At 71.7% G+C, this 17,245-nt stretch carries 18 protein-coding genes; 6 read left to right on the forward strand and 12 right to left on the reverse strand.

The window, feature by feature from the left end; genetic code table 11:
* Positions 1–19: 19 nt before the first annotated feature.
* The 3 genes from OO52_RS30190 to OO52_RS30200 form a co-directional block, all read right to left on the reverse strand.
* Positions 20–988, reverse strand: coding sequence for a hypothetical protein (locus OO52_RS30190; RefSeq protein WP_030649531.1), 969 nt, complete (start codon positions 986–988; stop codon positions 20–22).
* Between the two features lie 122 nt (positions 989–1,110).
* Positions 1,111–2,115 carry a zinc-dependent alcohol dehydrogenase gene (locus tag OO52_RS30195; protein ID WP_030649529.1) on the reverse strand — a complete coding sequence of 335 codons (1,005 nt, stop codon included), beginning with the start codon at positions 2,113–2,115 and terminating at the stop codon, positions 1,111–1,113.
* Complete coding sequence (locus OO52_RS30200) at positions 2,112–3,275, reverse strand: mandelate racemase/muconate lactonizing enzyme family protein (RefSeq protein ID WP_030649528.1); 1,164 nt, start codon at positions 3,273–3,275, stop codon at positions 2,112–2,114. The genes OO52_RS30195 and OO52_RS30200 overlap by 4 nt, the downstream gene beginning before the upstream one ends.
* A 200-nt stretch (positions 3,276–3,475) precedes the next feature.
* Between OO52_RS30200 and OO52_RS30205 the strand changes: the two genes are divergently transcribed.
* On the forward strand, positions 3,476–4,327 hold the full coding sequence (locus OO52_RS30205) for an SCO2400 family protein (protein ID WP_030649525.1): 852 nt from the start codon (positions 3,476–3,478) through the stop codon (positions 4,325–4,327).
* 248 nt (positions 4,328–4,575) lie between these two features.
* Positions 4,576–5,736 carry an EstA family serine hydrolase gene (locus OO52_RS30210; RefSeq protein WP_030649523.1) on the forward strand — a complete coding sequence of 387 codons (1,161 nt, stop codon included), beginning with the start codon at positions 4,576–4,578 and terminating at the stop codon, positions 5,734–5,736.
* Positions 5,737–5,812: 76 nt separating this feature from the next.
* On the opposite strand, the gene OO52_RS30215 is transcribed toward OO52_RS30210, so the two are convergent.
* Together OO52_RS30215 and OO52_RS30220 are read right to left on the reverse strand one after the other, a co-directional pair.
* Positions 5,813–6,232, reverse strand: coding sequence for an organic hydroperoxide resistance protein (locus OO52_RS30215; protein WP_030649521.1), 420 nt, complete (start codon positions 6,230–6,232; stop codon positions 5,813–5,815).
* Positions 6,233–6,327: 95 nt separating this feature from the next.
* Positions 6,328–7,326, reverse strand: a complete 999-nt coding sequence (locus OO52_RS30220; RefSeq protein WP_030649518.1) for an NADP-dependent oxidoreductase — start codon at positions 7,324–7,326, stop codon at positions 6,328–6,330.
* A gap of 97 nt (positions 7,327–7,423) precedes the next feature.
* On the opposite strand from OO52_RS30220, the gene OO52_RS30225 reads away from it, so the two are divergent.
* From OO52_RS30225 to OO52_RS30235, 3 genes are read left to right on the forward strand one after another with little or no spacing between them, the layout of a single operon-like run.
* Positions 7,424–7,861, forward strand: coding sequence for a MarR family winged helix-turn-helix transcriptional regulator (locus OO52_RS30225; protein ID WP_030649515.1), 438 nt, complete (start codon positions 7,424–7,426; stop codon positions 7,859–7,861).
* A gap of 57 nt (positions 7,862–7,918) precedes the next feature.
* Positions 7,919–8,713 (forward strand): EI24 domain-containing protein, encoded by a 795-nt coding sequence (locus tag OO52_RS30230; RefSeq protein ID WP_030649513.1) that lies wholly within the window; start codon positions 7,919–7,921, stop codon positions 8,711–8,713.
* The gene (locus OO52_RS30235; protein ID WP_030649510.1) at positions 8,710–9,324 is read left to right on the forward strand and encodes a LysE family translocator; all 615 of its coding nucleotides are present in this window, start codon (positions 8,710–8,712) and stop codon (positions 9,322–9,324) included. Before OO52_RS30230 ends, OO52_RS30235 begins: the two co-directional genes overlap by 4 nt.
* Here OO52_RS30235 and OO52_RS30240 read toward each other — a convergent pair.
* From OO52_RS30240 to OO52_RS30250, 3 genes are all read right to left on the reverse strand, one after another.
* Positions 9,296–10,546, reverse strand: a complete 1,251-nt coding sequence (locus OO52_RS30240; protein WP_030649507.1) for a hypothetical protein — start codon at positions 10,544–10,546, stop codon at positions 9,296–9,298. The two genes, OO52_RS30235 and OO52_RS30240, sit on opposite strands and share 29 nt — an antisense overlap.
* 311 nt (positions 10,547–10,857) lie before the next feature.
* Positions 10,858–11,835 (reverse strand): aldose epimerase family protein, encoded by a 978-nt coding sequence (locus tag OO52_RS30245; protein ID WP_030649503.1) that lies wholly within the window; start codon positions 11,833–11,835, stop codon positions 10,858–10,860.
* Positions 11,836–11,850: 15 nt separating this feature from the next.
* Positions 11,851–12,735, reverse strand: coding sequence for an SGNH/GDSL hydrolase family protein (locus tag OO52_RS30250; RefSeq protein ID WP_030649500.1), 885 nt, complete (start codon positions 12,733–12,735; stop codon positions 11,851–11,853).
* A gap of 257 nt (positions 12,736–12,992) precedes the next feature.
* Between OO52_RS30250 and OO52_RS30255 the strand changes: the two genes are divergently transcribed.
* Positions 12,993–13,487: a DUF3145 domain-containing protein gene (locus tag OO52_RS30255; protein ID WP_030649497.1), complete on the forward strand. Its 495-nt coding sequence runs from the start codon at positions 12,993–12,995 to the stop codon at positions 13,485–13,487.
* Positions 13,488–13,555: 68 nt separating this feature from the next.
* Here OO52_RS30255 and fabF read toward each other — a convergent pair whose 3' ends face one another.
* From fabF to OO52_RS30275, 4 genes are all read right to left on the reverse strand, one after another.
* Positions 13,556–14,818: a beta-ketoacyl-ACP synthase II gene (gene fabF, locus OO52_RS30260; RefSeq protein WP_030649494.1), complete on the reverse strand. Its 1,263-nt coding sequence runs from the start codon at positions 14,816–14,818 to the stop codon at positions 13,556–13,558.
* A gap of 105 nt (positions 14,819–14,923) precedes the next feature.
* Positions 14,924–15,172 (reverse strand): acyl carrier protein, encoded by a 249-nt coding sequence (locus OO52_RS30265; RefSeq protein WP_018545314.1) that lies wholly within the window; start codon positions 15,170–15,172, stop codon positions 14,924–14,926.
* 81 nt (positions 15,173–15,253) lie between these two features.
* Positions 15,254–16,285 carry a ketoacyl-ACP synthase III gene (locus OO52_RS30270; RefSeq protein WP_030649488.1) on the reverse strand — a complete coding sequence of 344 codons (1,032 nt, stop codon included), beginning with the start codon at positions 16,283–16,285 and terminating at the stop codon, positions 15,254–15,256.
* A gap of 10 nt (positions 16,286–16,295) precedes the next feature.
* On the reverse strand, positions 16,296–17,213 hold the full coding sequence (locus OO52_RS30275; protein WP_030649485.1) for an ACP S-malonyltransferase: 918 nt from the start codon (positions 17,211–17,213) through the stop codon (positions 16,296–16,298).
* Positions 17,214–17,245: the final 32 nt, after the last annotated feature.

Genomic DNA, 17,245 nt, shown 5'->3' on the forward strand with positions numbered 1-17,245 from the left:
TTCTCGTCGTTGAGAGGGATCACGCGGTGGTCGGGAAGCGGTGGAGCGTCCCGGGCAGTCGGGAGCCGAGCGGCGCCATGTCGCCGTCCGCGCCGTGCCGGGCGAGCAGGTCCAGGGCGAGCCGGCCGCGCCGGACCCGCTCCCGGGCGGTGTCCAGGGTCACGTCCCGCAGGTGGGTGCCCCACGGGTAGATGCCGGGGGCCTTGGACAGACCGAACTTCAGGTAGAGCGGTGCGCCGCGCCGGATCAGCTCGGCGACCTCGTACATCCGGACGTAGCCGCCGAGGTCGTCGGGCGCCTCGATGTACATGTCCATGGGGGCGGCGGAGACCCGGCGGATCTCGGTGAGGTGGTCCAGCGTCAGATCGCTGGGCACGTTGACGGAGTCGGCGCCGAGCCGCTCGTACACGGCGTACGAGGCCGGGTTGACCGGGCCGATGAGCGCCGAGACCTTCAGCGTGGTGTCGGCCGGGATGATCCCGGCCTGGCGGGCCCGGTGCAGGGTCCACAGCACGCCCTCGTCGGCGACCAGCAGGCACTTGACGCCCAGTTCGGTGGCCCGGACGGCGTCCTCGACGCAGCCGGCGACGGCGTCGTGGCCCCGGGCGCGCAGTCCGGCCCCCCGCGAGTCGGACCGCACCGAGCCGCCGATGTCCCAGGTGCCGCGCGGGCCGGTGAACAGGCAGAGCTCGATGTCGCGCTCGTTGGTGGCGTCGACCATCTCGGTGATCTCGGCGTCGGAGAGCATCCACACGCCGCTGCCCTGGCTGATCCGGTGGATCGGCACATCGAGGCGCGAGGCCTCCTTGAGGACGACCGCCAGCGCTTCGGGACCCTCGCACGAGGGGATCTCGGTGCGCCAGCGACCGCCGCCCGGGAAGCTGTGGGCGGAGGCGTCGGCGGGGTCGAGGGCGGGCGCGCCGAGGCCGAGTGCGGCGAGCACCTGCTCGCCGGGCCTGCGGGCTGCCGGGGCGGAAGCGTCGGTCACAAGCTGTCCTTAGGGTCCTGAGTGTTCGGTATTTCGGACAAGGTTCGCGGCTCTGGGTGTGAAAGAGCGCTGGGTGTACGCCGGTCAGGGCGCCGTCAGGTCACGCCCTGACCGGCGTACGGTCAGGGGCGGAGCAGCACCTTGCCCACCTTGGGATCGCCGGCCCCCACGAGCTCGATGGCCTGCGGGAACTCGGTCAGCGGCAACTCGTGGGTGACCAGCGGCAACGGGTCCAGCAGCCCGGCGCCGAACACCCGCACGGTGTGCGACCAGGCCTCCGGCGGCGCCCCGAAGACGGTGTGCACCTCCAGCTGCCGTACGACGAGATCGGTCGGGTCGAGCCCGTCCGCACCCGGCGCCGGAATCCCGGTGAGGGCCAGCCGACCGCCGCGCCGCAGCAGCGCGGCGGCGGTGCGCGCGGCGGACGCCGACCCGGCGGTCTCGATCACCACGTCGAAGTCGTCGGGCAACTGCTGGTCCTTCAGCCGGAAGTCGCTCGCCCCGAACCGCCGGGACAGCGCCTCCCGGTCGTTCCGCGTGCCCACCACGAGCAGCTCCGCGGGCGAGACCGCCTTCAGGAACTGCACGGCGAACATGCCCAGCGTGCCCGTGCCGACCACCGCGACCCGCTCGCCCGGCTGGGCGTTCGCCTTCAGCGCGGCGGCCGCGATGCAGGCGGCCGGCTCCAGCAGCGCGGCGGCGGTGAGGTCGGCGTCGTCCGGCAGGACGTGCAGCAGCCGGGCGGGCAGGGTCAGCGTGGCGGCCATGGCGCCCGGCTGGGTGAAGCCGGTCTCCTCGTACCCGGCCGAGCACAGCGTGGTCTCGCCCGCGTGACAGCGCTCGCACACCTGGCAGTTGCGGAAGCCCTCGCCGACGACCTTGCGCCCGACGAGGGAACCCGGCACCCCCGCACCCACCGCCGTGACCGTCCCCGACCACTCGTGTCCGGGCGTGAGCGGATACCGCACGTACCCTTCCGGCCGGTTGCCCTGGTACACCTCGCGGTCGCTGCCGCAGATGCCGGCCGCGTGCACCGCGACCAGCGCCTCGCCGGGACCGGGCTGCCGGGGCGTGTGGGCCTCGACCCGGTGCACGCCCGGCGCCTCGATCAGGACCTGGGAGCTCACTTCGTGCCCTTCGGCTTGCGCTGCTCCCAGCCCTCGGCCCACAGGTCGAAGCGGGCCTGCTGCTGCGGGAACTCGGCCGCCGCGTCGACGTCCAGCTCGACACCGAGGCCGGGCGCGTCGGAGAGGTGGAAGCAGCCGTCCTCCGGGTTCACCTGCGGCGCGCCCTTGACCACCTTCTTGATCTCGGCGTCCGCGAAGTCGTTGAAGTGCTCGAGGATCTTGAAGTTCGGGGAGGTGAAGCCGACCTGGAGGGAGGCGGCGGTGAGCACCGACCCGCCCACGTTGTGCGGGGCGACGAGCATGTAGTGCGTCTCGGCGGTCGCGGCCAGCTTCCGGGTCTCCCAGATGCCGCCGATGTGGCCGACGTCGGGCTGGATGATGTCCACCGCCTGGCTGTCGAACAGCTCGCGGAACTCGATCCGGTCGTGGATGCGCTCACCGGTGGCCACCGGGAGGTCCACCTTGGCCGCGACCTTCTCCAGCGCCTTCAGGTTCTCCGGCGGCACTGGCTCCTCCAGCCAGGCCGGCTTGAAGGGCGCCATCTCCTTGGCCAGCCGGACGGCGGTGGCGGGGGAGAAGCGGCCGTGCATCTCCAGCATCAGCTCGGCCTCCGGGCCGATCGCGTCCCGCACGGCCTCGATGAGCGAGACCGCGTACAGGGTCTGCTGGTGGTCCAGCTCGAAGTGCCCGGTGCCGAAGGGGTCGATCTTCAGCGCCTTGTAGCCGCGCTCCATGACCCCCTGCGCCGCCTTGTGGTAGGCCTCCGGGGTCCGCTCGGTCGTGTACCACCCGTTGGCGTAGGCCTTGACCTTGTCGGTCACCTTCCCGCCGAGGAGCTGCCACACCGGTACGCCCAGCGCCTTGCCCTTGATGTCCCAGCACGCCATCTCGACCACCGCGATGCCGGACATGACGATCTCACCGGCCCGGCCGTAGTCGCCGTACTTCATCCGGCGCACGAGGTCCTCGACAGCGAAGGGGTCCGATCCGAGAATGTGGTTGGCCTCGGCCTCCCGCAGATAGCCGATCAGCGCGTCGGTGTGCCCGAGCATCCGGGTCTCGCCGACTCCCGTGATGCCTTCGTCGGTGTGCACCTGGACGTAGGTCAGGTTGCGCCACGGCGTGCCGACCACGTGCGTGCTGATTCCGGTGATGCGCACGGCAGTTGCCCCTCAGGTGTTCGAGATTTCGTCACACGTTCGAAATGTTGGCGTGACAGTAAGGATGGTCCGGCAGGGGTGTCAATGGGTCGAACAGGTAACGGTTTCGGCAAGGCTTTCGAGAAGTCTTTCGACTCCGCACCAAACCTTCACAGTGACGCCTGGAACCGGAACCGCGCGGACTCTAGTCTTCCCGCGTCATGAACTACTGCCTCCCGTGCCGACGGCACCTCAATGGCGCCCTGGCCTGCCCGGGGTGCGGAACTCCGGCCGACCGGCTCGCGGCCGCGCCGGGCGCGCACGCGCAAGGGCAAGAGCACGGGTACGGGCAGACACCGACGACGTACGAGCAGCCGTACGAGGAGCCGCACGAGCAGTCGTACGAGGAGCCGCACGACGGCCCGGACGCCCCCGGGGAGCCGGAGCCGGCGGAGGAACCGGAACCGGCGGAGGCGGGGGCCGGTGAAGCGGGTGAGGCGGAGGCCGACGATGCCGACGGCGGGCCCGGCCGGCGGGCCCGGGGCGGGGCCGAGGGCAGCCGCCGCGACCGCAAGGCCGCCGCGCACCGCCGCCGGCGCCGTCGCACCGTCCTGGTCGCCGCCGGGTTCGTCCTCGCGGCGGGCGGGCTCAGCCTCGCGGAACTGGGCACGGACGCGCCCTTCTCACCCTTCTCCAGCGACGCCCCCGCCCCGGCCGGTGACACCTCGGCGGACGGCGGTGCCGCCTCCGTCGCGCCGGACCGCACCGCCGATCCGATAGGGGCCACGTCCGGCGCCACCCCGCGCGCGGGTGACTCCGCCTCCCCGGACGCCTCGGGCTCAGCCTCCCCGTCGAAGTCCCCGAAGGACGAGGATTCCGCTTCCCCCTCCGCCACGGAAACGGGCACGGCGCAGCAGTCGGCCACCGCGGACCCCGGTGCGACCCCGACGACCCCGGCCGCTCCGCCCCCCAGCGAGCCCGCCACCCCGACCGCGGCTCCGACGACCTCCGCGCCCCCGCCCGAGCCGTCGCCCACCAAGACCTGCGACCGCTTCCTGTGGTGGTGCACCTGAGGGCGTCCGCGGTCGCTTGAGCGCGTCCGCCCGCGTCCGGCTCCGTCCGTGTGCACGTGGAGCACGCCCCGGCGCACCCCCGCCACCCCGCGCCATCGGCCATCCGGGGCATCCGTGACACCCCTCGGCCCTCAGGGGGGTTGAGTCGATCAGGCGCGTCTCGCCGTACCGGTTTCGGAACGCCCGATGTCAGGGAGGGCGTTGTGCCGAGGGGGAGCAGCGAGCAGCGGATCGGTCGAGGAGAGCGGATGACGCAGGAGATCACCGTCCAGGGCGCGGTCGCCGAGGGCTTCGAGTCGGTGCGCGAGGAGTTCGCGGCCTTCGTCGCCGAGGAGCGGGCGGACTACGAGGGCCAGTTGTGTGCGTACGTCCACGGACGGCGGGTCGTGGACCTGTGGGCGGGCCCGGGCGTGACGGGTGACTCGCTGTACGCCGTGTACTCGGCCACGAAGGGCGCGGCGCATCTGGTCGCGGCGCTGCTCGTGCAGGACGGCACGCTGGAGCTGGACCGCAAAGTCACGTACTACTGGCCGGAGTTCGCCGCCGAGGGCAAGGGCGCGCTGACGCTGCGGGACCTGCTGGCGCATCGCGCGGGGCTGGTCGGCACCGACACCGGGTTCACTCCGGCCGAGCTGGCCGACGACCGGATGATTGCCGAACGCCTCGCCGACCAGCGGCCGTTCTGGCGGCCGGGCGCGGCGTTCGGCTACCACGCGCTGGTCATCGGCGCGCTGACCGGCGAGGTCGTGCGCCGGGCGACGGGCCGTACGCTCCAGGAGGTGTACGAGGAGCGGGTCCGCGCTCCCCATGGCCTCGACCTCCGTCTGGGGCTGCCGGAGGCGCACGAGCCGCGCTTCCGCACGGTCCTGCCGATGCTCCCGACGCCCGCCCAGCAGGCGCAGCTCGACGCCGTGCCGACCGGTCCGCACACCCTCGCATCGATCGCCTTCAACCGGCACGGCGCCGAGCCCACCGACCTGGAGGGCCTGCCGAACGAGCGGCTGATCCGCGCCCGGGGACCCGCCTCGGTGGGCGGGATCGGCTCGGCACGCGGCCTGGCGGGCATGTACGCGGCGATGATCAGCGAGGTGGACGGCAGGGCCCCGTTGCTGAAGGGCGACACGCTGGCGGAGTTCGCCCAGATCCACTCCACGGGGTACGACCTGGTGGCCCGCGCCCACAAGTCCTTCGGCCTCGGCTTCCAGGCGACCGCCGACGTCTGGCACCCGTTCCTGGGCGCGGGCACGCTGGGCCACAGCGGCGCCAACGGCGTCCAGGCCTTCGCGGACCCCCACGCGGGCCTCGCCTACGGCTACACGCGGCGCAGGTTCGCGTTCCCGGGCGGAGCGGCCGCGGAGAACAACAGACTGGCGGCCGCGATCCAGCGAGCGGCGCTGACGACCTCCTAGGGGGACGCCCCCGGCGGAAACAGCAGCCGCACCCCACGTCCAAGGATGCGGCTGCCGATGTAAGGAACGACGAAGGTCAGACCAGCGTCACGCTGATGTTCCCGCGAGTCGCCTTCGAGTAGGGGCACACCTGGTGGGCCTTCTCGACCAGGGCCTTCGCGGTGGCCGCGTCGACGTTCGGGATGTTGGCCGAGATCTCCACGATGATCCCGAACCCCTCGTCGTTCCTGCCGATGCCGACCCTCGCCGTGACGGTGGACCCGGACACGTCGGCGCCCTCCTGCCGGGCGACGACCCCCAGCGCCCCCTGGAAGCACGCGCTGTAGCCGGCGGCGAACAGCTGCTCCGGGTTGGTCCCGGACCCGCTGCCGCCCATCTCCTTCGGCGGGTTGACGACGACGTCGAGTCGGCCGTCGTCCGTGGCGACCCGCCCGTCGCGGCCGTTCTCGGCGGTGGCGACGGCGGTGTACAGGACGTCGGACTGCGTGATGGGCATGCGGTTGTCTTCCTCCTCGGTCCGCCGCGACTCGCGCCCACGATCGACGACGGATTACGGAAAGAAGCTACCGCATGCCGGAAACCGCGGGAAGGTCAGAGCTTGACGACCATCTTGCCGATGTTGTCGCCGCGCAGGACCCCGAGGAACGCCTCCAGGGTGTTCTCGATGCCCTCGGCCACGGTCTCCCGGTACTTCAGCGCGCCCGAGGCGACCCACGGGCCGACCTCCTGGACGAACTGCGGCTGGAGGTCGTAGTGGTCGCCGACCAGGAAGCCCTCGATCCGGCCGCGGGTCTGGATCAGACGGGCCAGGTTCTTCGGGCCGGGCGCGGGCTCGGTGTTGTTGTAGACCGAGATCATGCCGCAGACGGCGATCCGGCCGCCCTGGTTCAGCGAGCCGATCGCGGCCTCCAGGTGGTCCCCGCCGACGTTGTCGAAGTACACGTCGATGCCGTCGGGCGCCGCCTGGCGCAGCTGCTCGGCGACCGGGCCGTTCTTGTAGTTGAACGCGGCGTCGAAGCCGTACTCGTCCACGAGCAGCTTGACCTTCTCGTCGGAGCCGGCCGAGCCGATGACCCGGGAGGCGCCCTTGAGCTTGGCGATCTGGCCCACCTGGCTGCCGACGGCCCCGGCCGCGCCCGACACGAACACGATGTCGCCCTCCTTGAAGGAGGCGGTGCGCAGCAGGCCGGCGTAGGCGGTCAGACCGGTCATGCCGAGGACGCCCAGGTAGGTCGACAGGGGCGCGGCCTCCGGGTCGACCTTCACGGCGTTCTTCGCGTCCACGGCCGCGTACTCGCGCCAGCCGAAGAAGTGCAGGACGTGGTCGCCGACGGAGATGCCCTCGGCACGGGACTCGATCACCTCGCCGACCGCGCCGCCCTGCATGACCTTGCCCAGCTCGAAGGGGGCGACGTAGGACTTGGCGGCGCTCATCCTGCCGCGCATGTACGGGTCGACCGAGAGGTACTTGTTCCGCACCAGCACCTGACCCTCGCCCGGGGTCGGGACCGCCTCCTCGACGAGGGCGAAGTCCTCGGGCTTCGGCCAGCCGACGGGACGGCTGAGCAGGTGCCACTCGCGGTTGATCATGACGGAGCCTTTCGTGTCACGGCATTTACTTCAGTACCTGAAACAACCATGCTCCTGAATATTTCAGGATGTCAAGTAACCGGGTATCCTGGTGGGCATGTCCACCCCATCGAAGACCCACCGCCCCGACGCCCTGACTCTGGAAGTGGTCGAGCTGATCGGTGACGTCGTGGCCCGCTTCTACGCGGACTACGAGGAGGCGGCGGGCGAGCACACGCTGACCGGCCCGCAGGCCAGACTGCTCAGCCTGCTCTCGCTGGAACCGCTGCCCATGCGCAAGCTGGCCCAGAAGCTCAAGTGCGAGCCGTCGAACGTCACCGGGATCGTGGACCGGCTGGAGTCCCGCGGCCTGGTGGAGCGCCGCCCCGACCCGGCCGACCGCCGGGTCAAGGTCGCCGCCGCCACCGAGGAGGGCCGCCGGGTGGCCCGGGACCTGCGCGAGAGCCTGCACTTCGCCCGCGAGCCGCTCGCCGCGCTCACCGACGACCAGCGCCGCTCCCTGCGCGACCTGCTGCGCCGCATGCTGGACGTCTGAGGGCCCGCCCGGTCACCGGCCGCCGCGCTGTCACACCGAGCCAGTAAAGTCCTGGCCATGCGTGATCTCGGGGTGGGTTTCGGGTACTTGCTGAAGGGCCAGCGGTGGGTGGCCCGGCACGGGCGGAGTTACGGCTTCGGGCTGCTGCCCGGACTGATCACGCTGGTGCTGTACGCCGCCGCGCTGGCCGCCCTGGCCATATGGGGCGCGGACGCGGTCACCTGGGCGACCCCGTTCGCGGACGACTGGTCCAGCCCCTGGCAGGGCCTGTTCCGCGGCTTCCTGACGGCCGTCCTCTTCGCCCTCGGCCTGCTGCTGGCCGTGCTGACGTTCACCGCCGTCACCCTGCTGGTCGGCCAGCCCTTCTACGAGAACCTGTCGGAGAAGGTCGACGCCGACGTCTCGCCCGACGGCACCGCTCCCGTCTCGGACCTCCCGCTCTGGCGCGAGCTGTGGATCTCCGCCCGGGACAGCCTGCGCGTCCTGGTGCGGGCCGGTCTGTGGGGCGTCCTGCTCTTCGCCCTCGGGTTCCTGCCGGTCGTCGGGCAGACGGTCGTCCCCGTGATCGGCTTCTTCGTCACCGGCTTCTTTCTCACCGAGGAACTCGCCGCCGTGGCGATGCAGCGCCGGGGCGTCGACCTGCGCGCCCGCCTCGCCCTGCTCCGCTCCCGCAAGACCCTGGTCTGGGGTTTCGGCACACCCCTGGGCCTGGCCTTCCTGGTCCCGTTCGTCGCGGTGTTCCTGATGCCGGGCGCGGTCGCGGGCGCCACGCTCCTCGCCCGCGACCTGCTGGGCGAGGAGACCCGTGAGGACGGCGCCGACGAGCCCGCGGCGGAGGACGTCACCCCGTGACCGAGACGCTCGCCGTAGCCGTCATCACCGTCCTGGCCGTCATCGCCCCCGGCGCCGACTTCGCGATGATCGTCCGCAACAGCTACCTGTACGGCCGCCGCACCGGCCTGCTCGCCGCCGCCGGGGTCGCCGCGGGCGTGCTGGTCCACGTCACCTACACCATGCTCGGCGTGGGCCTGCTGATCGCCTCCTCCACCTTCCTGTTCACGGTCATCAAGCTGATCGGCGCCGCCTACCTCGTCCTCATCGGCGTCCGCACCTTCCGCGCGCGCGGCGAGGTGACGGTGGACCTGGGGCACAGGACGGAGCTGACCCCGCTCGCCGCGCTGCGCACCGGCTTCCTCACCAACGTCCTCAACCCCAAGACGACCCTGTTCGTCGTCTCCACGTTCGCCCAGGTCGTCGGCCCCGGTACGCCCGTCCACCGGCAGGTGGGCTACGGCCTGTTCATGTCGCTGGCCCACCTGCTGTGGTTCGGCGTGGTCGCGCTGTTCTTCTCGCAGGAGCGCATGCGCACGCTGATGCTCCGGGCCCAGAAGGTCCTCAACAAGGTCATCGGATCCGTCCTGGCCGGTCTCGGCGTCAGCCTGGCCTTCGCTCCGTCGCACTGACGGACACGGCGACGATCGCCCGGACCTGCGCGATGATGTCCAGCCGGTTGCGCACGAACTCGGGGTCGGTCACCTCGGTGCTGTTCCCGGCCCCGAACTGCAGCACGGGCGTGTGCACGTGCCCGCCCGGCAGTGTGTCGTGCAGCCCGAGCCGGTCCCGCAGCAGGGTGGCCCGGTAGGCGATCTCGTTGGAGAGGTAGTCACCGCCGCCCCCGGCACGGGCGGTGGAGCCGGGGGTCGGCCCGTCCGGCCGTACGACGGGCGCGGTGCCGCCCGCCGGGATCTCGGTCACCTCCGTGTGGTCGTACACGGGGAAGCGGCCCGTCCGCGCGGCCACGACGGCGGCGTACGGCAGGGTGGTGGTCGTCCACTGCGGCTGCGACGCCGGGTCCGTGACCGGGACGGTCCCGGTCACGCCGGCGTTGTCGTTGTCCGGGAAGCCGCCCCGCCAGGCGCCGTTGGTCCGCTCGATGTCGAACCGGCCGACGCGGCCCTGGCTCACGGTCGTGAACAGGTCCACCTTCGGCAGATACGGCCGCAGGGTCCGCTCCACCGTTCCCTCGGCGAAGTCCTGCCAGCGCACCGGGAACACGGCGGTCTCGACGCGCGCCGGCCCCTCGGCCGTCTCGACGACCGTGCCGTCCAGCGCCAGCGCCGTCGCCCCGGAGGGGTTGGAGATGCGGATGTCCCGGTCGAGCGTGAAGGGGTCGAACCCGGTGAGCAGGACGCGCCGCAGGTGGCCCTTCCCCGGGTAGCGGATGTCGGTCTGCCCACGGGAGGTCCGCTCCAACTGGTCGAGCAGGGCACCCCGTTGCTCGTCCGTGAGCCCGAAGCCGGGATCCCACGTGCGCACTTCCCGGGTCATCCCCAGCCGGGCCCAGTACAGCGGCCGGTCGTCGTCCCGGCTCAGATCACCGCCGGCCGGCCCCCGCCCCTGCGCCCGCTCCACGGCCCGCCGCCACAGCGCGGACCCCTCCCGTACGACGATGCGGCGGGCCTGCGCGTACGAGTGCGCCCGGTGCAGAGCGCGCCCGAACTCCGGTGCCGTGCCGGCGAATCCGGAGCGCCGGAGGATCTCCTGCGGCACGGCCTTGTCGAGCCGCTGTTCCTCGACGGTGGGGGAGGGCGGTGTGGTGGCGGCGTGGGCCGTGGTCGTGGTCGTGGTCGCGGACAGGCCGGTCAGCAGGGCCAGTCCGAGGAGGCCGAGGCGTATACGGGTCAAGGGAGTCGGGACCTTCCGTCGCTGTGGGGCGCGTGGGGCGGTGGACGGCCGCAGTATCGCGTGACGGAAGTGACCTGCGCCATGGTGCGGGCGGTACCGGCGGCTGGCACCGGACGGCGAAGACGTGGCCAAGTGTGAAGGGTTCGTACGAGATCTCCGCCGGACGCTCGATCGAGGGCCGCCGCGTCATCACGACGATTAACGTCTGATCCGGGACAAGTCCCCCCGCGGGGAGGACGCGTCTCTCCCGCGCAGCCCCGGTCCGGGAACCTGACCCCCGGACCGGGGCTACACGGCCCCTCGGCGACGGGCTACCGGCCCCGGACGCCGAAGCCGTACACCGTCTCGGAACGGAAGACCTCGCCGGGCCGCAGCACCGTGCTCGGGAAGTCCGGCCGGTTGGGGGAGTCCGGGAAGTGCTGCGTCTCCAGCGCGATCCCGGCGCCGGGGCCGAGCGGCCCGGACAGATGGTCGGCGGTGTAGAGCTGGAGGCCCGGCTCGGTCGTGGCCACCGTGAGAGTCCGTCCGGAGGCCGGGTCGTACAGCTCGGCCACCTCCTCCGCCGCCTCGGTCACGCCCTTGTCCAGGACGAAGTTGTGGTCGTAGCCGGAGCCGGTCTTCCGGGCCGTACGGAAGTCGAAGCGGGAGCCGGTCACGTCCTCCGGCGCCCCGGCCGGGATCAGGTCCGCGTCCACCGGCGTGTACCGGGACGCGGCCAGCCGCAGCTCGTGCCCGCCCGCGTCACCGGAGCCGCTCAGGTTCCAGTACGCGTGACTGGTCAGGTTGACCACCGTCGGCGCGTCCGTGACCGCCTCGTAGGCGATCCGCAGCGCACCCGACGCGTCGAGCGTGTACGTCACCGCCACCTCCAGCCGGCCCGGGAAGCCCTCCTCGCCGTGCGGGCTGACCCGGCTCAGGCGGACGCCGTGCGGGACCGGCGTCACCTCCCACACGCGCTTGTCGAACCCGTGTTCACCGCCGTGCAGCGAGTTAGGGCCGTTGTTGCGGGCCAGCGCGTACGTCCGGCCGTCCAGCGGGAACCGGCCGCCCGCGATCCGGTTCGCGTACCGGCCGATCACGGCACCCAGATACGGCTCCGGATGCGCCAGATAGCCGTCGAGATCCGGGAAGCCCAGCGTCACGTCCGCCGTCCGCCCGGCGCCGTCCGGGACCTCCACGGACTGCACGATCCCGCCGTACGACAGCACCCGCACCCGCACCCCGCCGCGCTCCAGCGTCCACCGGTGCACCGCCGTGCCGTCGGGAAGCGTGCCGAAAAGTTCGTTCATGTGGGAAACCCTAGGTCACGGATTTCTCGCCGTGATCCTCCGGTACGCGATCTCCGCCAGCCGTGCCTGACCGTCCTTGCTGGGGTGGAACCAGTCCCAGTGGCTGAGCTGGTCCGTGCCGAAGCGGTAGTCGTACACCGCGTTGTCGTCGAAACGGCAGCGGCGGTCCTTGGCGCAGACCTCCCTCAGCACCTGGTTGTACTCCACCACCCGCTGCTGCACGGAGTCCCGGCGCAGCATCGCCGCGCCGGTCAGATCGTCCGCGTCGCCCAGCATCGACGGGCAGATGCCCAGCTTCCACACCTGCTTGCCCAGCGGATTCGCCCGGCCCTCCGACCACAGCCGCTTCAGGTTCGGCACGCTCGCCACGTACACCTGCGTCTTCGGCAGCGCCGAACGCAGCGTGCGCAGCGCCTCCTCGAAGTCCGCGCGGAAGTCGGCCACCGGGGTCATCGCCGACGCCGAGGCCCGGCAGGCGTCGTTCGCCCCCACCATCACCGTCACCAACTGCGGGCCGCGGGAGACCGCCTGCTCCATCTGCCCGGGCAGGTCCGCCATCCGGGCGCCCGTCACCGCGTAGTTCCAGCTGCGCTCCGCCGCCCCCGTCACACCCAGCAGCCGCACCGCCAGGCTGTCCACCCTGGCGTCGCTGCCCGTCGCCCACGACACCTCCGGGCAGTCCGACAGCACCGTGCACGCGTCGAAGCCGCGCGTGATGGAGTCGCCCACCGCGGCGATCGAGTCGGGGCTGCGGTCCCACACCGGGAGCCGGGCCGCGCGCGCCTTGGTGCCCGCCGGCGCCGGCGCGCTCCCGTCCCCGTCGTCACATCCGGCGGCACCCAGCAGTACGGCCGCCACGACGGCGAGAACGGCCCGTACACGGTGGCTTCGCTTCCGCATCCCTGCTGTTCCCCTCGTTCGACGGGTGGGCACTCCCTCCCCTGACAACGTGCGAGGGTTCCCGGCCCGGCGGCCCGGGAACGGTGCACCCCCGCACAAGCGTCCCCCTGGGTGAATGGCGGCGGTTTCCTGGCACCGGGACCGACGGTACGTCACACTCCTTGCCCCGCCGCAGGGTAGCCTCGCCATCAACGCGGCCGTCGCGCCACTGCCGCCCAGCCAGTCCGCAAGATGTCCCGCTCTGCCCGGAGGTTCCGGTGACGACACGTGGAGTTCTGTACGTGCACTCCGCGCCGCGCGCGCTGTGCCCGCACGTCGAGTGGGCCGTCGCCGGGGTGCTCGGCACGCGCGTCAACCTCGACTGGATCCGGCAGCCCGCGGCCCCCGGCACCTGGCGCTCGGAGTTCTCCTGGCAGGGCGAGGCCGGCACCGCCTCCAAACTCGCCTCGGCACTGCGCGGCTGGCACCTGCTGCGCTTCGAGGTCACCGCCGAGCCCTGCGCCACCGCCGAGGGCGAGCGCTACAGCTGCACCCCCGACCTCGGCATCTTCCACGCCGTCACCGGCATCCACGGCGACATCCTGATCCCCGAGGACCGCCTCCGTGCCGCGCTGACGCGCTCCAAGCAGGGAGAGACCGACCTCGAGGCGGAGATCGCCAAGCTCCTGGGCAAGCCCTGGGACGACGAACTGGAGCCGTTCCGCTACGCGGGCGAGGGCGCCCCGGTCCGCTGGCTGCACCAGGTGGTGTGACTTCGCGCACGTACCGGACATACCGAAGGGCCCTCACCTGCCGGTGAGGGCCCTTCGGCTGACGTTTCTCAGATCGTCCGGAACGCCAGGACCACGTTGTGCCCGCCGAAGCCGAACGAGTCGTTCAGCGCGGCGATACGGCCCTCGGGCAGAGCCCGCGCCTCGCCGACGACGACGTCCGCGTTGACCTCGGGGTCGAGGTTGTCCACGTTGATGGTCGGCGGAGCCGTACGGTTCACCAGCGCCAGGATCGACGCGACGGTCTCCACACCACCGGCACCGCCCAGCAGGTGACCGGTCATCGACTTGGTCGCGGAGATCGCCATGTGGTCGACGTCGTCGCCGAACACCTTCCGCAGCGCCTTGATCTCGGCCACGTCACCCTGCGGCGTCGAGGTGGCGTGCGCGTTCACGTGCACGATCTCGGCCGGCTTCAGGTCCGTGTTGTCCAGCAGGTTCTGCAGCGCGTGCGCGATCCCGTTGCCGGACGGCTCCGGCTGCGTGATGTGGTGCGCGTCGGCGGAGATGCCCTGTCCGAGCGCCTCCGCGTAGATCCGCGCGCCGCGGGCCTTCGCGTGCTCCTCGGACTCCAGGACGATCACACCGGCGCCCTCGCCGAGCACGAAGCCGTCCCGGCCGGCGTCGTAGGGACGCGAGGCGCCCTGCGGATCGTCGTTGTTCTTGGACATCGCCATCATGTTGCCGAACGCGGCGATGGGCAGCGGGTGGATGGCGGCCTCGGTACCACCGGCCACGACCACGTCCGCACGCCCGGTGCGGATCATCTCGATCGCGTACCCGATGGCCTCCGCGCCCGAGGCGCAGGCCGAGACCGGGGTGTGCACACCGGCGCGGGCACCCAGCTCGATCCCGACGTTGGCCGCCGGGGAGTTGGGCATCAGCATCGGCACGGTGTGCGGGGAGACGCGGCGTACGCCCTTCTCCTTGAGGATGTCGTACTGGTCCAGCAGGGTCGTCACGCCGCCGATGCCGGAGGCGATGACCGCGCCGAGACGGTCGGGGTTGACGGACGAGTCCTCACCGGCCCTGGCGGTGAAACCGGCGTCCTTCCAGGCCTCCTGAGCGGCGATCAGCGCGAACTGCGCGGACCGGTCCAGCTTGCGGGCCTGCGGGCGGGGGATGATCTCGCCCGGCTCGACGGCGATCTGCGCGGCGATCCGGACCGGCAACTGCGCCGCCCACTCCTGCTCCAGCAGGCTGACACCGGACGTGCCGGCGACGAGGGCCTCCCAGGTCGAGGCTGCGTCGCCACCCAGCGGTGTGGTTGCGCCGATACCGGTGACGACCACGGTGCGATTGGTCGGGCTCACGGGAATTCTTTCTCCAACGGATACGGGAGGACTACCCCCGCGTCTGCGGGGATTACGGCGCCACCGCCGGGTGGCGGGGCTTGCAGCCTCGGCCTACGCGGTGGCTCAGGCCTGGTGCTTGAGGATGTAGTCGGTCGCGTCGCCGACGGTCTTGAGGTTCTTGACGTCCTCGTCCGGGATCTTCACGTCGAAGCGCTCCTCGGCGGCGACGACGACCTCGACCATGGACAGCGAGTCGACGTCCAGGTCGTCGGTGAAGGACTTGTCCAGCTGGACGTCCTCGGTGGGGATCCCGGCGATCTCGTTCACGATCTCGGCGAGACCCGCGACGATCTCTTCCTGAGTGGCGGCCATGTCAGGCGCTCCTTCTTCGATAATCCAGACGGTTTGTGGCAGTTGTCCCCCTGCCGGATCGCATGATCCGGCACGGAGTGCCTAGGGGAGGGTAACGACCGTGGCGGCGTAGACGAGACCCGCCCCGAATCCGATGACGAGCGCGGTGTCGCCGCTCTTCGCCTCCCCGGTCGCCAGGAGCCGCTCCATCGCGAGCGGGATCGAGGCGGCCGAGGTGTTGCCGGTGGTGCGGATGTCACGGGCGACCGTGACGTGCTCCGGCAGCTTCAGTGTCTTCACCATCGAGTCGATGATCCGCACATTGGCCTGGTGCGGGATGAAGACGTCCAGGTCGTCCGCGGTGATTCCGGCCGCGTCCAGCGCCTGCTGGGCGACCTTCGCCATCTCGAACACGGCCCAGCGGAACACCGCCTGGCCCTCCTGCGTGATCGCAGGGAACTTGATGTTGCCCTGGCTGTCCAGGGGCAGCTGGGAGACGTCGCCGACGGCGAACCGGTCCCAGGAGACGGTCTGCTTGATCGTCTCGGACTTGTCGCCCTCGGAACCCCACACGGTCGGGCCGATCGCCGGCTCGTTCGAGGGGCCGACCACGACCGCGCCGGCGCCGTCACCGAACAGGAACGCGGTCGCCCGGTCCTCCAGGTCGGTCAGGTCGCTCAGCCGCTCCACGCCGATCACGAGGACGTAGTCGGCGGAACCTTCCACCACCATGCCCTTGGCGAGGGTCAGGCCGTAGCCGAAGCCCGCGCAGCCGGCCGAGATGTCGAAGGCGGCGGCCTTGTCCGTGCCGAGCTTGTCGGCGATCTCGGTGGCGACGGCCGGGGTCTGGCTGAAGTGCGAGACGGTCGAGACGACCACCGCGCCGATCTGCTCGGCGTCGATGCCGGCGTCCGCGATGGCCTTCCCGGAGGCCTCGATCGCCATCGCGGCCACGGTCTCCTCCGGACCCGCCCAGTGCCGGGTCTCGATGCCGGAGCGGGAGCGGATCCACTCGTCGGACGAGTCGATCTTCTCCAGGATCACCTCGTTGGGCACGACCCGGGTCGGCCGGTAGCCGCCGACGCCGAGGATGCGCGCATACGGGGCGCCCTTGCTGGGCTTGATCTTCGCCATGTACGGCTCCTTAGGCACCGGCGTGCTCTGCGAGCAGAGCGCGGGCCGCGTCGAGGTCGTCGGGGGTCTTCAGGGCCAGCGTCGCGACACCGGGCAGGGCCCGCTTGGCCAGGCCGGTCAGGGTGCCGCCCGGGCACACCTCGACGAGCGCGGTGACCCCCAGCTCCTGGAACGTCTCCATGCACAGGTCCCAGCGCACGGGGTTGGCGACCTGGCCGACCAGCCGGTCCAGCACCTCGGCGCCGGACGCGACGGTGCCGCCGTCCTTGTTGGAGACGTAAGGAATCTTCGGGTCGGCCGGCGACAGCTCCGCCGCGGCCTTGGCCAGGGTCTCGACCGCGGGCGCCATGTGCCGGGTGTGGAAGGCGCCGGCCACCTTCAGCGGGATGACCTTGCGCACGCCCTCGGGCTTGTCCTCGGCCAGCGCCGCCAGCTGCTCCAGCGTGCCCGCGGCGACGATCTGGCCCGCGCCGTTGATGTTCGCCGGGGTCAGGCCCAGCTTCTCCAGGTGCGGGAGGGTCACCTCGGGCGCGCCGCCGAGCAGCGCCGCCATGCCGGTCTCGGTGACCGCGGCGGCGTCGGCCATCGCCAGACCCCGCTTGCGGACGAGACCGAGGGCGGCCGTGTCGTCCAGGACACCGGCGAAGGCCGCGGCGGTGATCTCACCGACGCTGTGACCGGCGACCGCGCCGGGGTTGATGTCACCCAGTGCCGCGGCGGACAGGATGCCGGCGGCCACGAGCAGCGGCTGGGCCACCGCGGTGTCCCGGATGGCGTCGGCGTCGGCCTGGGTGCCGTAGTGCACGAGGTCCAGTCCGATGGCGTCCGACCAGGCGGCGACGCGGTCAGCGGCACCGGGCAGTTCGAGCCAGGGGGTCAGGAAGCCGGGCGTCTGAGCGCCCTGGCCGGGAGCGACGAGTACGAGCACTCTCACACTCTCTCTTGGGGACGGGCACGGCC

This window comes from Streptomyces flaveolus (assembly GCF_000716535.1).
GTDB classification, from domain to species: domain Bacteria; phylum Actinomycetota; class Actinomycetes; order Streptomycetales; family Streptomycetaceae; genus Streptomyces; species Streptomyces flaveolus_A.

What these genes read in the sequence shown, in the direction of transcription:
- OO52_RS30250 (WP_030649500.1), bottom strand. Translation starts at nt 12,735, where the DNA reads ATGCGGAAGCGAAGCCACCGTGTACGGGCCGTTCTCGCCGTCGTGGCG.
- OO52_RS30215 (WP_030649521.1), bottom strand. Translation starts at nt 6,232, where the DNA reads ATGCCCATCACGCAGTCCGACGTCCTGTACACCGCCGTCGCCACCGCC.
- OO52_RS30270 (WP_030649488.1), bottom strand. Translation starts at nt 16,285, where the DNA reads ATGGCGAAGATCAAGCCCAGCAAGGGCGCCCCGTATGCGCGCATCCTC.
- OO52_RS30205 (WP_030649525.1), top strand. Translation starts at nt 3,476, where the DNA reads ATGAACTACTGCCTCCCGTGCCGACGGCACCTCAATGGCGCCCTGGCC.
- OO52_RS30220 (WP_030649518.1), bottom strand. Translation starts at nt 7,326, where the DNA reads ATGATCAACCGCGAGTGGCACCTGCTCAGCCGTCCCGTCGGCTGGCCG.
- OO52_RS30230 (WP_030649513.1), top strand. Translation starts at nt 7,919, where the DNA reads ATGCGTGATCTCGGGGTGGGTTTCGGGTACTTGCTGAAGGGCCAGCGG.
- OO52_RS30210 (WP_030649523.1), top strand. Translation starts at nt 4,576, where the DNA reads ATGACGCAGGAGATCACCGTCCAGGGCGCGGTCGCCGAGGGCTTCGAG.
- OO52_RS30265 (WP_018545314.1), bottom strand. Translation starts at nt 15,172, where the DNA reads ATGGCCGCCACTCAGGAAGAGATCGTCGCGGGTCTCGCCGAGATCGTG.
- OO52_RS30225 (WP_030649515.1), top strand. Translation starts at nt 7,424, where the DNA reads ATGTCCACCCCATCGAAGACCCACCGCCCCGACGCCCTGACTCTGGAA.
- OO52_RS30245 (WP_030649503.1), bottom strand. Translation starts at nt 11,835, where the DNA reads ATGAACGAACTTTTCGGCACGCTTCCCGACGGCACGGCGGTGCACCGG.